The following is a 14,644-nucleotide window of genomic DNA, read 5'->3' on the forward strand; positions in this document are numbered from 1 at the left end:
ACGAATGTTTTTCCGCTATGCGGAATTGCTTTCCGCAATATTCTATTGCGAATAGCAATCTTTCCGGGGAAAGTCGATCCCGTAATCGCTGAAAAGCGTGTAGCAAGAAACTGCAAAGGGGATGGAAACGATGCTGACCGGTGACATGCTGCGCCGATCGGCCGAGCGCTTTCCGAACAAGGCCGCCATTCTGTGGCAGGGTGAGGCGCTCAGCTATCGGGAGCTGGACAGGGCGGCCAACCGCTTGGCCAACACCCTGATCGACCAAGGCGTGAAGAAGGGTGACAAGGTCGGCATCATCTGCCGCAACCGCACGGAATACGGTATCGTCTTCTTCGGTGTTGCGCGCTCGGGTGCCGTGCTGGTGAACGTCTCGGTGCTTTATGCGCCGGAGGAACTGACCTTCGTCCTCGACAAGGCGGATGTGAAATTCCTCATTTACGAGGACATGTTCGCGGAAAAGGTGGATGCCGTACGCGACGCCCTGCCGAAGCTGCAACAACTGGTGCGCATCGGCGAGGGCGGAAACGACGAAAGCTTCGCGCAGTTCAACGCGAAGGGATCCGAGGACTATCCGGACGTTGAGATCCACGAGGACGATCCCTTCTGCATGACCTATACCGGCGGCACCACCGGTCGTCCGAAGGGCGTTCTCTGTAGCCATCGCAACCGGGCGATCACCGCGCACACGGTCATGGTCGAGGAGACCATCGACGAGCGCGACGTGGTCGGGATCGTCACGCCGCTGTTCCACGTTGCGGCACTGAATATCATGTTCCAGCCGGCCGTGCTGGCGGGTGCGACGAGCACCTTCCTCAGCAAGTGGAGTGTGCCCGATTTCGCGGCCATGGTGCGCGAGACGGGCATGACGGCGGCTTTCATGGTGCCGACTCAGGTGGCCATGGTGATGAGTGATCCGGACTTCAGGGCAGAAGACTATGCCACCTGGCGCAAGCTGTCCTTCGCCGGTGCGCCCATGCCCGACTGGGTACAGAAGGAGATGCTGGAGAAACTGCCGAAGGTGCAGATGACCCAGATCTACGGTCAGTCCGAGATGGGGGTCCTGACCTCTCTGCGTCCCTGGTACCTGCCCGAGAAGCTCGGCTCCGTGGGGCGGCAGGCCTATAACGTGGATGTGGCGCTGCTGGACCTGGAGGGGACTCCGGTCGGCCCCGGCGTAGTCGGCGAGATCGCCTCGCGCGGCGAGAACGTCATGCTGGAGTACTACGACGAGCCGGAGCAGACAGAAGCCTTCTGGAAGAATGGCTGGGCCGTGACCGGCGACCTGGGGATCATGGACGAGGACGGCTTCATAACCCTGGTGGACCGCGCCAAGGACATGATCATCTCGGGCGGCGAGAACATCTATCCCAAGGAAATCGAGAACGTCCTCTATGATCACCCGGCCGTGGCCGAATGCGCCGTCTTCGGCATCCCCGACGACAAGTGGGGCGAGGTGCCCGCGGCCTATGTCACGCTGAAGGCCGAGGCCGGCATCAGCGAAGAGGATCTTGTCGCACATTGCGCGGAGCATCTTGCACGTTTCAAGCGGCCGCGGCTCGTGGAGTTCGTGGACAGCTTTCCGAAGACCCCAATCGGCAAGATTCAGAAGAACATCCTGCGCGAGAACTACTGGAAAGACCGGGAGAAGAAGATATGAGCGAGCGCTACGCGAGTTACCGGAAACTCAAGTTCGACTGGCCGGGCGAGCGCATCCTGCGTGTCACCATGGACAATCCCGGTCGTCTCAATGCCGCCGATGCGGTGATGCACGGGGAACTGGTTCAGGTCTGGCGCGACATCGACGCCGATCCCGACGTCGGGGCCGTGATGATCCGCGGAGAGGGGGATGCCTTCTCGGCCGGCGGCGACCTGGACCTGGTCGAGGAGATGACTCAGGACTTCGAGACCCTGACACGCACCTGGAAGGAAGCGCGCGACCTTGTCTACAATCTGGTGAATTGCTCGAAACCGATTGTCTCCGCGATGGAGGGGCCGGCTGTGGGGGCCGGGCTCGTGGCTGGCTTGCTGGCCGACATCTCCATCGCCTCGCGCACGGCCAAGATCATCGACGGGCACACGCGCCTGGGCGTGGCGGCTGGTGACCATGCCGCCATCGTCTGGCCGCTGCTCTGTGGACTGGCGAAATCCAAGTACTACCTGCTGCTCTGTGAGCCGGTCAGCGGCGAAGAGGCCGAGCGCATCGGGCTGGTCTCGCTCTGCACGGAGCCCGAAGAGCTGCACGACAAGGCCTTCGAGGTGGCCACGAAACTGGCCAATGGATCTCCCTCGGCCATTCGCTGGACCAAGTATGCGCTGAACAACTGGCTGCGCATGGCAGGGCCGACCTTCGATTCCTCCCTCGCCCTGGAGTTCATGGGCTTCAACGGGCCCGACGTGCAGGAGGGGTTGAACTCTCTGCGCGAGAAACGCCGCCCGAACTTCAACAAGAAAAGCCCGCTGTAAGGAAGACCACACAATGAGAGATGCCTTTATCTGCGCCGGCCTGCGCACGCCCATCGGCCGATACGGCGGCGCGCTGGCGAGCGTGCGTCCGGACGACATGGCTGCCCATGTGCTGCGCGAAACCCTGAAGAAAGCGCCTGATCTGCCCGCCGAAGCCATCGACGAAGTGATCCTGGGGTGCGCCAACCAGGCGGGCGAGGACAATCGCAACGTGGCACGCATGGCCACCCTGTTGGCCGATCTTCCCGACAGCGTGCCCGGCAGCACGGTCAATCGCCTCTGCGGCTCCGGTATGGATGCCGTGGGCATGGCCGCCCGCGCCATCCGCACAGGAGAAGCGGAGGTGATTCTGGCCGGCGGCGTGGAATCCATGACTCGCGCGCCCTTCGTGACCGGCAAGGCCGAGACGGCCTTCTCGCGCACGGCCGAGATGTACGACACCACGATCGGCTGGCGCTTCGTGAACAGGAAGCTGAAAGCCGAGTACGGCATCGATTCCATGCCAGAGACGGCCGAGAACGTGGCCGAGGATTACGCCGTTGCGCGCGCCGACCAGGATGCCTTCGCCCTGCGCAGCCAGGAGCGCACCGCAGCGGCCCAGAAGAACGGTCGGCTTGCGAAGGAGATCTCAGCCGTCACCATTCCCCAGCGCAAGGGCGATCCGGTCATCGTGGAGCAAGATGAGCATCCCAGGCAGACCACCCTGGAGAAGCTGGCCAGCCTGCCCACACCCTTCCGGGAAAGCGGCAGTGTCACCGCAGGCAACGCCTCGGGCGTGAACGATGGCGCGGCCGCGCTTCTGGTTGCTTCGCCCGAGGCTGTCGAGCGCTATGGACTGACCCCGCTGGTGCGCGTCCGGGGGATGGCGACGGCGGGCGTGCCGCCGCGCATCATGGGCATGGGCCCGGCCCCGGCGACACGCAAGTTGCTGGAGCGCCTGGACCTGAAGCTGTCGAACCTGGATTTGATCGAGTTGAACGAGGCCTTTGCGGCCCAGAGCCTGGCCGTCCTGCGCGATCTCGGGTTGCCGGACGATGCCGAGCAGGTCAATCCGAATGGTGGGGCCATCGCGCTGGGCCATCCGCTGGGGATGTCCGGTGCGCGCCTTGTTCTCACGGCGGCACTGGAGCTTGAGGAACAGGATCTGGATCGCGCCCTCTGCACGATGTGCATCGGCGTCGGCCAGGGTATCGCCATGGTGTTGGAGAGGGTTCGATGACAGAAGCTCAGACGTCTGAAGAGGTTTTGCTGGAACGTGTCAGTCCGGCTATCGCCGTTGTCCGGTTGAACCGACCGCAGGTTCGCAATGCACTGAACCTGACCGTGCGTCAGCAGATGGCAGCCATCTTTCGAGGACTGGCGGAGGATCCGGACCTGCGGTGCGTGATCCTGACCGGCAACGAGGAAAGCTTCGCGGCCGGGGCTGACATCCAGGACATGTCGCAAATCGGTGCCATCGAGATGTACCAACGGCACACGGAGCGGCTCTGGGGTGCCGTCGGGGACTGTCCGGTTCCGGTGATTGCTGCCGTCAACGGGTTCGCGTTGGGCGGCGGCATGGAACTGGCCATGCATGCGGACATCATCATCGCCGGTCGGGGGGCTCGCTTCGGTCAGCCGGAGGTGAAAGTCGGCATCATGCCAGGGGCAGGCGGCACTCAGCGCCTGACCCGCGCCGTGGGCAAGTACCGCGCCATGCGCCTTTGCCTGACCGGTGAGATCATCGGGGCCGAGGAAGCCTATTCCATGGGCCTGGTGAGCAAGCTGGTCGAAGATGACCAGGTCATGTCCTCGGCCACGGAAATGGCGGAACAGCTTGCCGCACTTCCGCCCATCGCGGTGGAGCAGATCAAGGAAGTGATCCTGCACGGCGCGGATGCGTCTCTCGGCACCGCCCTGGCTCTCGAGCGCAAGGCGGTGCAGGTGCTCTTCGCCAGCCAGGACAAGCAGGAGGGCATGAACGCCTTCCTCGAAAAACGCAAGCCGACCTATAGCGGGAAGTGAGAGAATGGCAGAGCCTGCCGCAGATTCGGCGACCGTTCTCTATGATAGGCCGGCAGAGGGTGTCACGCGAATTACGCTCAATCGTCCGAAGAAGCTGAACAGCATCACGGTGCAGTTGCGGGACGAGCTTGTTGCGGCGCTGGAGCGGGCAGGACACGAAGAGAATGTCCGCTGCATCATTCTGACGGGTGCGGGGCGTGCCTTCTGTGCAGGGCAGGATCTGGGAGAACGCAGGCCTGTCCTCGAGGGAGAAGCGGTGGATCTGGGCGAAACACTGGAAGCTGGTGTCAATCGCATCGTGCGTGGGATCCGTGATCTGCCCAAGCCGGTTGTCTGCGCTGTGAATGGTGTGGCCGCCGGAGCGGGTGCGAACATTGCCCTGGCTTGCGACATCGTCGTGGCTGCCAGGTCCGCGAGTTTCATCCAGTCTTTCATGCGCCTCGGCCTGATCCCCGACGGCGGTGGAACCTGGAGCCTGCCGCGCCTGGTCGGGTCGGCACGTGCAACGGGCATGGTGATGCTGGCCCGTCCGGTCAGCGCGGAAGACGCGGAAAGCTGGGGCCTTATCTGGCAAAAAGTCGAAGATGCACAGCTTGAATGTGTCGTCTCCGGCATAGCCGGAGAGTTGGTAACACGTTCTCCCGATGCGCTTGCCCTGGCGAAGCAGGCCTTGCATGTGTCGACAGCCAATACGCTCGACCAACAGCTCGATCTGGAACGCGACCTACAGCGTAAGGCCGGCTTCACGGAAGCCTATCGAGAGGCTCTGGCAGCCTTCTTCAAATAGCTTGAAACACAGTGAGTGTCTTTCAGCCCGTTTCGCGCACCACGTGGACGGTGCAGGCCGCATGGCGGACGACGCGGGCGGCCGTGGAGCCGATGAGGAAGTCGCCGAAGCCCGGCTTGTGAGAGGCGATCACGATCAGGTCGGCCTTTTTCTCCTTCGCCGCGGCCAGGATTTCCGTCGCCGCATGGCCCGTGCGGACCATGATGTTCTCGCTGAGCCCGTTCTCCTTGGCGATCTTATGCAAGTGCTTGCGCACCTCTTCATCACGTTCGTCACGAATGCTTTGCGGGACCTGGGATCTTACATAGGCGGGAATGTCCTCGATCACGTTGACCAGCAGGATTTCGGCATCCTCGCTGGAAAGCTGCCGAGCTGCCGAAACCATGGGCTGGAGTCTCTCTGTGTGACTCAGGTCCAGGGGGACGATGACGGTCTTGTACATGGGGGCTCCTTTCTGTGCTGTCCTTCGATCACTTCTTCTTCGAAATGGGGATCAAGAGGCCAGAAAACCGGATGTATGAGATAGCGGTCGTGTCGCTGTGTCCGGAATGAGGCTCTTCATCGGAGCATACGTATTCCAATATAGGTGCTTTCGGAAATGTTGCTCCAATCTACGATCTGATCTCGGAATGTAAGGTAACTTTCATGGATCTCTCGGGAGAGCTTGTCGCCTGAGGCGGCTTCGGTGACCACGTCACTGCTGATCCTGGCCAGGCTTCGCAGTATCTCTTCGTTGAAGCCCTGAATATGGATAACACCTTCCGCTCTTAACTGCTGCAGGGCGCGGGCATTGTTTGTATTGAATTCGGCGAGTGAAATGGCGTACTCGTTCGTTGCCGTTATTTCGATTACCTGTTGATCCTCTGGAGCCAGGCTTTCCCATACGCTCTTGTTTATGCCAAGTGCGACAGCGGCCCCTGGCTCATGCCAACCTGGATAGTAGTAGTACCGGGCTGCTGTATGCAGACCCATAACGGTATCGATCCAGGGACCTCCCCATTCACAGGCTTCTATCGCGCCGGACTGCAGCGACTGTACGATGTCAGCCGCCGGCAGGAGGATAACGATGGCTCCGAGGCGGCGGAAGACTTCTGCGCCCAAACCCGCCATGCGGTATCGCAACCCCGAAAAATCTTCCACAAATTTGATTTCATTGACAAACCAGCCGCCCATTTGGGTACCTGTATTACAGCAGAGAAATGGCTTTATGTGGAAGTTGGCGCTCAAACGATCCCAGAGTTCCTGTCCTCCGCCAAAGCGCACCCAGGCCAGCATCTCGTTTGCGGTGAAGCCGAAGGGCAGTGCGGAATAGAAATGAAAGGCGGATGACTTCTCCTCGAAATAGCTGGTGTGAGAGTGGAACATGTCTGCAATGCCAGCTTCCACGGCGTCGAAGGTCTCGAAAGGTCGCACCAGGGCACCTGAGGGAAGTACTTCAATCCTGAGGCGCCCACCTGTGGCCATGCCGATCGATTGGGCCAGTCGTCGTGCACTTGCAAACAGACCAGGCCCTTCTGGCCAATCGGTTACCATCGTAAGTTCTCGGAGTCCCCTTGCAACGGCCGGTGCCGGAAAGTGAAAACTTGCCCCTGCAGCCAAGGCAGCGCCGAGCAGAACCTGTCGTCGCTTCATCGATAGCCCCTTTTAGTTCCATTTGGCCTGAAGGCTCTATGCTACTCTCAGAATTGAAATTCCGGAGAAGAATTCTGTCCGGTCATGAGTGTAGAAAAATCCACCTCTATCAAGAATTCGGAAAACAAGTCCTTGAGTCTTGGGGTTGGAACTCGGCTCTTAATTGCATTCTTTGGGATTACCACTTTTGCTGTATTGGCTGCTGTTGCGGGGATCTATGCCTTCCAAGAAGTTGGCCATCGCCTGGATGTCATAGATAGGCGTGTCACGCCCGCGCTTTCGGCATTGGAACTCTCTCGTACTGCCGAACGTATCATTGCTGTTGCTCCGGCCTTGCTGGCGACGACAGAGCGACCAAAGCTCGCTGAAATCAGGGCAGAACTGACCGCGGAAAGCGGACGCCTGAACGACATGCTGCTCCAGAGGACGGACGGTGGGGCAGGAACTCTGCCGTCCCAGATAATGGAACCGATCGTCTCGTCGCTGGCTAACAGCCTTGCTGAACTGGACGAACTGGTCGCACAAAGAATTGAGAGCAACGAGAAGATCGGGATGCTCAGGGGCGAGGTCTTTCGCACCAGCGCCGAGGTACAGCGTCTTCTGGGGCCATGGTTGCAGGTTGTGGACAGTGAAATCTCAATGATTGTCGAGAAAACACAAGAAGACCCCACGCAGGACCGAGATCGCTTTGCACAGCAGCTGGTCTCGCTGATCCAGACCCAGAGGCTTGTGCAATCCGTTCGCCAACAAGTCTCGACTGTCGTGGATATGCTGACCGAAGCCTCGACCACCGAACATACGCAAAGGCTTCCGATCCTGGAATTCCAACTTGGCCTTGCACTGACTGCTCTCGCGGCGACCTCAGAGGGCCTTGGTCCCGGGCTGCAGCCATTGTTCCAGGAACAGCTGGCCAGGCTTCGGAATTTCATCAAGGGGCCAAATGCGATCGCCAACGCTCGTGCCCAAGAAATCCAGCTGGTCGAGGAGGGCAAGAGACAGCTTGCGGAAACGGAAAGACTGTCGATGCAGCTGACCGCCGCCGTCGATCAGGCTGGATATGATGCCAAGCAGGATATCGGCACTGCGATCCGTGATGCATTGCAGGTCCAGCGTCTGAGTGCACAGGTGCTTCTGTTTCTGGTGGTGCTGAGCCTGTTCACCTCGGTCCTGATCGTTTGGTTCTATGTCGGTGGGAATATCGTGCGCCGCCTGAGTGAACTTACCGAGGGCATGCGTGCCATTGCGGAGGGGCACCTCCATACAGCTGTAGAGGTGAAGGGTAACGATGAGATCACGGAGATGAGTCGTACGGTCGAGATCCTGCGCCACAACACCCTGGAACGCGACGCCTTGCTGTCCGAGAAATTACAGGTAGCCGATTACCTGGAAAGAGAAGTCAAGCAGCGTACTGCCGAGCTGGAGCTAGCCAATAGTTTCAAGTCGCGCTTTCTAGCTTCGGCCAGCCATGACCTGCGTCAACCCCTCCATGCCCTGAACCTCTTCATGGCGCAGTTGCGAGCCGAGGCGGATCCGGTAAAGCGCAGCCATCTTGTGACACGGATCGATGCGTCGGTCATTTCGATGAACGAGCTGTTCGAAGAGCTGTTGGATACGTCGAAGCTTGAAGCGGGTATTCTCGCTCCTGACCTGAAGTCGTTTCCAGCCGAGCATCTGCTCATGCGCTTAGAAACGACATTCGCGGGTGTTGCCCATGCAAAGGGGTTGCGCCTGCGTATCGTCCCGAGCAGCGCCTGGGTGCGCAGTGACGTCATTCTGCTTGAACGCATTCTGCTTAATCTCGTGTCCAACGCGATTCGATATACGGAAAAGGGAAGCGTGGTGATCGGGTGCCGGCCGCGCGGTCAGAACCTGCGGTTCGACGTATGGGACAGTGGCCCTGGTATTCCGTACGATCAGCAGAAGACCATCTTCAATGAATTCTACCAGCTGGCACCCAGACGAGCAGATCGGCAAGCTGGCCTCGGCCTCGGGCTCGCAATCGTTGAGCGCTTTGCCCGTCTTCTTGGTCATTCCATAGAACTGAGTTCACAGCCGGGCCAGGGTACGCGCTTTTCAATCTTCGTACCGCGCACGCGGGCCGGGTTAGAGAGCGCGAGTTATCAGGACATGCCAAGGGATCTTGCCGATCCTCTGGTGGGAAAGTGTATCCTCCTGATTGATGATGACGAGGTGGTGCTGAGCGAGATGGGTGGGCTTCTCGGCAAGTTGGGCTGTACGATACTGACAGCTCCCTCTTCCGGAGCAGCTGTTGAGCAGCTTGAACGCTCTCCGACGCGGCTCGATCTGATCATCTCGGACTATCGGCTTACCGAAGGTCGAAGCGGACCCGAGGCAATTGCCCTGATCCGTCAGGTGATGGGGAATGCCGTTCCCGCATTGCTCATCACTGGTGATACGACTCCGGAAGTTCTGCACCAGGCGCAGATCAGCGGCTATCATCTGTTGCACAAGCCGGTTACGCCTATGGCCCTGCGTTCCATACTGACTCATTTGATTGGTGCAGGCCCATGCGGCACGGAGCGTCCTACACACGGCAAGACAGGAAATTCCTCCTAGCGCGGCAATGCCCGGGAGTTCGGTCGCCCGGCTGCAATGACAGCTTCGGTGCGGTTGCTCACGTTCAGGGCCTTCAAAATGGCAGTGACATGGTTCTTTACCGTGGGCTCGGCGATATCAAGCACGCGACAGATTGCCTTGTTGCTCTTGCCCTGCATCATCAGTGCAAACACCTCCATCTGGCGTTCGGTAAGCCCGAGTTCGGAGGCTGACGGCTGCATCTGCGAGTGCAGGCCAGCATCGGGGATGGGCTGTGGCCGGCCGAGAATCTCCGGCGGAACGTAGATGCCGCCAGAGAAGATCAACGTGAAGGCGCTCAGCATGATCTCACGCCTGGCCGACTTGGGAACGAACCCGAGGGCGCCGAGATCAAGGGCCCGCGCAATGTCCTCATGGTCATTGCTGGCCGAGAGTATGACCACGGAGATGGCCGGAAAGCGCGTGCGTATCTCGGCCAGGATATCGAAGCCGCTGCCGTCCGGCAGAGTCAGATCAAGCAGGATGAGTTCGAAATCCGGAGTATTTTCAAGGCAAAGCATTGCCTGTCGAGCATCTCCTGCCTCGACGATCTCGGCATTTGCCTTCAATTCCTTGAGGACGCCGCTTAGTGCCTCACGGATCAGGACATGGTCGTCGACGACGAGGACCTTCATCGAAGGACGCTCCACTGTTCAATTTCAATAACCATACTTCAGGACTGGGACCAATGCACGTGTGGTCACGGGACAAAACCTCCCAGAAACTCTCTTGTTTGACTGGATTCTGTCGAAATGGCGGTCGCGAACGAGACCTTCGTCGCGAGACCCCTGGAGGATTCCAGGCCTGTCGAGTGCCGGGCATCCTTGTAAAGTAAGGCCGGAATGCCCCGGCTCTTCATGCGGAGTTCGTGCCATGCAGGAATTGCTGACGGTGTTTGTGACCTGGCTTTCCCTTACTTTTGCTCTGCCGGCAAATTATGAAACGCCGAAGGTGGAGCTCGTTTCCGCATCGGAGATGCTGGCGCGCCGTTACAGTTACCAGGCCGCGAGTCTCCATGGCCCGGTTGCAGCAGATACTCACCACGATCTTCACGCGGTTTACGATGATCGCAACCAGACGATCTACCTGTTAGAGGGCTGGTCGGCTGAATCTCCTGCTGATGTCTCGGTGCTGCTGCATGAAGTGGTCCATCACCTTCAGAATGTCGGCGGGCTGGAATACGATTGTCCGGAGGCACGCGAACGTACGGCCTACGAAGCGCAGGCACGTTGGCTGGAGCTGGTGGGCAAGAGCCTTGCAGAGGAATTCGAGCTTGATGCGATGACGATTCTCATCCGTACGAACTGTCTCCACTGAGAAAAGTCGCGAACAGAACGAATTCGCATATAAAGCCCGATTATGCTGCTCGACTTAGGTGCCCAAGAGGACTTCGCGTAGCTTTACCGCCAGCACTTGGCGACGGTAGGGTTTGGTCAGAAGGTGGACACCGGGATCCAGCTGTCCGTGGTGCACGATGGCATGATCGGTGTAGCCCGAGGTGAAGAGCACGGGCAGCTTGGGATGCAGCTGCCTGGCCTTCTCGGCGAGCTCGCCGCCGTCCATTCCGCCCGGCATGACCACGTCCGTGAAGAGCAGGTCGAAATCGCTGTCCTGTTTCAGGATTTCCAGGGCGTGATGGCCGTTTTCCGCACTGACCACTCTATAGCCCAGGCTTTCCAGTTGTCCGATCACGTGGCCGCGAACCAGTTCGTCGTCCTCGACCACCAGGATGCGCTCCGGACCGCCCTGGGCTTCCGTTTCCGGTTCCGGCTCTTCGGCTCCTGTGGAGCCACTGTAGGCGCGTGGCAGGTAGAGCTTCACGGTGGTGCCCCGGCCTTCCTCGGAGTAGAGCACGGCATGCCCCTGGGATTGCTTGGCGAAGCCATAGACCATGCTGAGGCCCAGGCCGCTACCCTGGCCCACCTCCTTGGTGGTGAAGAAGGGATCGAAGGCGCGCGCCGTTACCTCGGCCGGCATGCCGCGGCCGCTGTCGGAGATCGCAAGCATCACGTAAGTGCCCGGTCCAACCGTGTCGGCTCCCTCGCCATAAGCCTGGTCGAGCCGGACATTGCGCAGCTCTATGGTCAAACGTCCTCCCTCCGGCATGGCATCACGGGCATTGAGGCAAAGGTTGAGAACGGCACTCTCAAGCTGGGCCGGATCCACAAGCGCATGCCAGAGGCCGTCTTCGGCCAAGGTCGTGATCTCTATATGCTCGCCCAGTGTATGACGCAGCAAGCTGCTCATCTGCTGGATCTGGGTGCCGACATCGGTGACCTGTGGGGACAGGGGCTGCTGCCTGGCGAAGGCCAGGAGATGCCGTGTCAGTTCTGCACCGCGGTCGGCCGCGTTCTGGGTCATCTCAGCCATCGCCCGTAGCTCGTGATCCTCGGGCAGTTCGGCCAGCATGGTCTCGGTGTTGCCGAGAATCACCGTCAGGAGATTGTTGAAATCATGGGCGACGCCGCCGGTCAGCTGGCCGATGGCTTTCAATCGTTCGGACTTGGTCAGGCTTTCCGCCATCCGCCGGTTCTCCAGCATGCGTCCGATGTGCGCAGCCACGGCGTGAACCATCTCGCGCTCTTCCTCGAAGAAAACCTCCTCTGCGTCGTTGCCGGCCTGACGCCGTTCCCTGTAACCAACCTCTACATGACCAACGTTCCGGCCATCGCAGCGGATGGTGGCGGAGAATGCCAGCACTGGAGTCTGCCAGCCGCGACTGTGGTATTCCCTGTCCTCGAGATATATCCGGGCAACACTGACATCCGCGTGCAGCAGGCTTTCGGTCAATACATCTGCTATGCCCTGAGAGATGTCCGCCACCGAGGACAACGGATCGGCGGTCATCTCCAATACCCGATAGAGGCAGCGCAGTTCCTTGAGGCGTTCGCGCAATTGTTGCTGATGGCGCTTGCGCTCGGTGACGTCCGTCATGCCGCCCACCAGTCGTGCCGGCGTCCCGGCAGGGTCCAGGATCAGGCAGGCGTGATCCTCCACATGCCGGATCTGCCCGTCGCGCCGTACCACGCGATACTCGGTTTCCCAGAACTCCTGCCTGTCGAGGATTGCCTGACGCACATCGTGAGAAACCCTGGCCCGGTCGTCGGGGTGAATCCATGGATGCCAGCGCTCCGGCGTTTCCAGTTCGCTTGGTTCGCAGCCCAGTAGCCTTGCTACATCCGCATTCCACCACAGGGCATTGCTCTGCAAGTCCCAGTCCCAGAGCACATCGGAGACGGCCGAGGAGATGGCCTGGAAACGCTGTTCGCTTTCGCGTAGGGCCAGTTCGGCCTGTTTGCGGCGCGTGATGTCCCGGGCCGTCCCCATGACACGCAAGACCTCTCCGTCATCATTTCGTATCACTGTGCCTTTATCCGAAATCCAGCACAGGCTGCCGTCGGGACGGACTATGCGATACTCGGCAGTGAACCCTTCGTTCGCCTGGTCTTGCAGGACCTGCATGACGGACTCGCGGTCCTCCTCGTGGATGGCGTCCAGCCAGAGCATGGGGTCTTCGTAGAGGCTCTCGCACGAGCGGCCCCAGATGCGCTCAAATGCGGGGCTGACATAATGGAGCACGTCTCCGCTCGGATTGCTGATCCAGAACACCTCTTCGATGTTCTCGGCCAACTCGCGGAACTTCTCCTCGGACGCGCGCAGGGCCTCGAGAGCGCGTGTGCGCTCGATCATGATCGAGGTGAGATGGGACAGGCGCGCGATCACCTCCAGGTCCGAGGTGTTGGGCGCTCGGACGTCGCGGTAATAGAGTGCGAAGCTGGCCAGCATCCTGCCGTCGGCGCTCTTTATGGGGGTCGACCAGCAGGCGCGCAGATCGTATTGCCGGGCCAGATCCCTGTAGTCGGCCCAGAGGGGGTCGTTCTCTATGTCGGTGACGATGACCTGTTCATTCTTGTACATGGCCGTGCCGCAGGAGCCTGCCTCCGGGCCGATCTCCAGTCCATCCAGGGCCTCGTTGTAACTTTCGGGCAGGCCGGGTGCCGCGCCGGCACGGATGTGCCGGCCATCGGGATCCAGTAAAGCAATGGAGGCGATAGCCGGGGGGACCAGATCTTCTGCTCCCCGGACGAGTGCCTCCATGACTTCCTCGAGACTTCCGCCTCCCGAAATTCTCTGCAGGATATCCTTCTCGAGCTGGGCGATCCGGCGAAAGCGTTCCTTCTGGGTGATGTCGCGGAAGGTCACCACCGCGCCGGTGATGGCCCCCGTCTCATCAGTCAGGGGCGCCGTGGTATAGTCCACGGCTATGGCACTGCCATCCCTGCTGAAGAAGACGTCCGTGTCGACATGCCGTGTGAGCCCATCTCCTAGGGTCCGGTAGATGGGGCAGTTCTCGCGCGGATAGGCGGTTCCGTCCGCGTGATGATGGTGGATCAAGCTATGGGAATCCCGGCTTAGGATTTCCGGTTCCTCCCAGCCGAGGATTTTCCGGGCTGTGGGGTTCTGCCTGACCACACGCCCGTCGATGTCCAGGACATGCACGGCATCCGCGATCGAGTTCAGGATTGACTCGCTGGTCCGGCGTTCCGTCTGCAGCTTTTCCCGGACCTGGTGCTGTTCGGTTATATCGATCAGCAGGCCTTGCAGGCAGTCCTTCTCCTCGCCCTTGTAGAAGGAGATCAGGTCGTGCAGCCAGACCACACGGCCATCGGCCGCGATCATCCGGTATTCCACCTGGTGGGTGCGGCCTTCGCGGATGGCCGCCTTGCAGAACTCGATGGTCCGCTCCCTGTCTTCTGGGTGCAGATGGCTTTCCCAGAAATCGGGTTCGGTCGTCCAGCGTTCGGCGGGATAGCCCAGGATTGCCTCGATCTTTGGGCTGATGAAGGTATAGTGCCAGCTTTCCGGATCGGCCTGCCAGATTGCCCCGTCTATGGAGTGCATCAGCTGTTCCAGCTGATGCTGGGTGAAGGCGCCGTTTTCCTGGATGCTCATGGCTGCTTGCCTCCGCCCTTTCTGGTGATCTGTTGCCGTCGTCCAGGCCATGGAGCATTACGACCTGACTCCCAAACCAATTCTTATTTCACCGTCAGGGGGTGTGTCAGCCTTTTGCCGAACGTGAACATCAGAATCTTTCCAGCTTTGCTTTACTGGACACAGAGGCAGGATTTCTCTCTGCCGACAGCTTCTTTCACGGAAAGA

At 60.1% G+C, this 14,644-nt stretch carries 11 protein-coding genes; 7 read left to right on the plus strand and 4 right to left on the minus strand.

What is annotated here, in order from left to right:
* The first annotated feature begins 130 nt into the window (after nt 1-130).
* The 5 genes from ACFOW6_RS10850 to ACFOW6_RS10870 are packed head-to-tail and all read left to right on the plus strand — an operon-like array spanning nt 131 to nt 5,257.
* Nucleotides 131-1,660: a class I adenylate-forming enzyme family protein gene (locus tag ACFOW6_RS10850; RefSeq protein ID WP_382422389.1), complete on the plus strand. Its 1,530-nt coding sequence runs from the start codon at nt 131-133 to the stop codon at nt 1,658-1,660.
* Complete coding sequence (locus tag ACFOW6_RS10855) at nt 1,657-2,466, plus strand: enoyl-CoA hydratase/isomerase family protein (RefSeq protein ID WP_382422390.1); 810 nt, start codon at nt 1,657-1,659, stop codon at nt 2,464-2,466. Before ACFOW6_RS10850 ends, ACFOW6_RS10855 begins: the two co-directional genes overlap by 4 nt.
* A 13-nt stretch (nt 2,467-2,479) precedes the next feature.
* Nucleotides 2,480-3,685 carry a 3-oxoadipyl-CoA thiolase gene (gene pcaF, locus ACFOW6_RS10860; RefSeq protein ID WP_382422391.1) on the plus strand — a complete coding sequence of 402 codons (1,206 nt, stop codon included), beginning with the start codon at nt 2,480-2,482 and terminating at the stop codon, nt 3,683-3,685.
* Complete coding sequence (locus tag ACFOW6_RS10865) at nt 3,682-4,470, plus strand: enoyl-CoA hydratase (protein ID WP_382422392.1); 789 nt, start codon at nt 3,682-3,684, stop codon at nt 4,468-4,470. The genes pcaF and ACFOW6_RS10865 overlap by 4 nt, the downstream gene beginning before the upstream one ends.
* Before the next feature lie 4 nt (nt 4,471-4,474).
* The gene (locus ACFOW6_RS10870) at nt 4,475-5,257 is read left to right on the plus strand and encodes an enoyl-CoA hydratase-related protein (protein ID WP_382422393.1); all 783 of its coding nucleotides are present in this window, start codon (nt 4,475-4,477) and stop codon (nt 5,255-5,257) included.
* A 22-nt stretch (nt 5,258-5,279) separates the two neighbouring features.
* Here ACFOW6_RS10870 and ACFOW6_RS10875 read toward each other — a convergent pair whose 3' ends face one another.
* Both ACFOW6_RS10875 and ACFOW6_RS10880 read right to left on the minus strand, forming a co-directional pair.
* The gene (locus ACFOW6_RS10875) at nt 5,280-5,699 is read right to left on the minus strand and encodes a universal stress protein (protein WP_382422394.1); all 420 of its coding nucleotides are present in this window, start codon (nt 5,697-5,699) and stop codon (nt 5,280-5,282) included.
* 116 nt (nt 5,700-5,815) lie between these two features.
* A complete protein-coding gene (locus tag ACFOW6_RS10880; RefSeq protein ID WP_382422395.1) occupies nt 5,816-6,889 on the minus strand; it encodes a TRAP transporter substrate-binding protein in 1,074 nt (357 codons plus the stop codon).
* A gap of 84 nt (nt 6,890-6,973) precedes the next feature.
* On the opposite strand from ACFOW6_RS10880, the gene ACFOW6_RS10885 reads away from it, so the two are divergent.
* Nucleotides 6,974-9,466 (plus strand): ATP-binding protein, encoded by a 2,493-nt coding sequence (locus ACFOW6_RS10885; RefSeq protein WP_382422396.1) that lies wholly within the window; start codon nt 6,974-6,976, stop codon nt 9,464-9,466.
* Here the strand turns inward: ACFOW6_RS10885 and ACFOW6_RS10890 are convergent.
* Entirely contained in the window at nt 9,463-10,119 is a 657-nt protein-coding gene (locus ACFOW6_RS10890) for a response regulator (RefSeq protein WP_382422397.1), read from the minus strand. The two genes, ACFOW6_RS10885 and ACFOW6_RS10890, sit on opposite strands and share 4 nt — an antisense overlap.
* Before the next feature lie 238 nt (nt 10,120-10,357).
* On the opposite strand from ACFOW6_RS10890, the gene ACFOW6_RS10895 reads away from it, so the two are divergent.
* Nucleotides 10,358-10,801, plus strand: coding sequence for a DUF6647 family protein (locus ACFOW6_RS10895; RefSeq protein WP_382422398.1), 444 nt, complete (start codon nt 10,358-10,360; stop codon nt 10,799-10,801).
* Nucleotides 10,802-10,855: 54 nt separating this feature from the next.
* Here ACFOW6_RS10895 and ACFOW6_RS10900 read toward each other — a convergent pair whose 3' ends face one another.
* Nucleotides 10,856-14,437: a PAS domain S-box protein gene (locus ACFOW6_RS10900; protein WP_382422399.1), complete on the minus strand. Its 3,582-nt coding sequence runs from the start codon at nt 14,435-14,437 to the stop codon at nt 10,856-10,858.
* Nucleotides 14,438-14,644: the final 207 nt, after the last annotated feature.

It is taken from the genome of Fodinicurvata halophila, from assembly GCF_042651425.1.
Classification (GTDB): Bacteria; Pseudomonadota; Alphaproteobacteria; order Kiloniellales; family DSM-21159; genus Fodinicurvata; species Fodinicurvata halophila.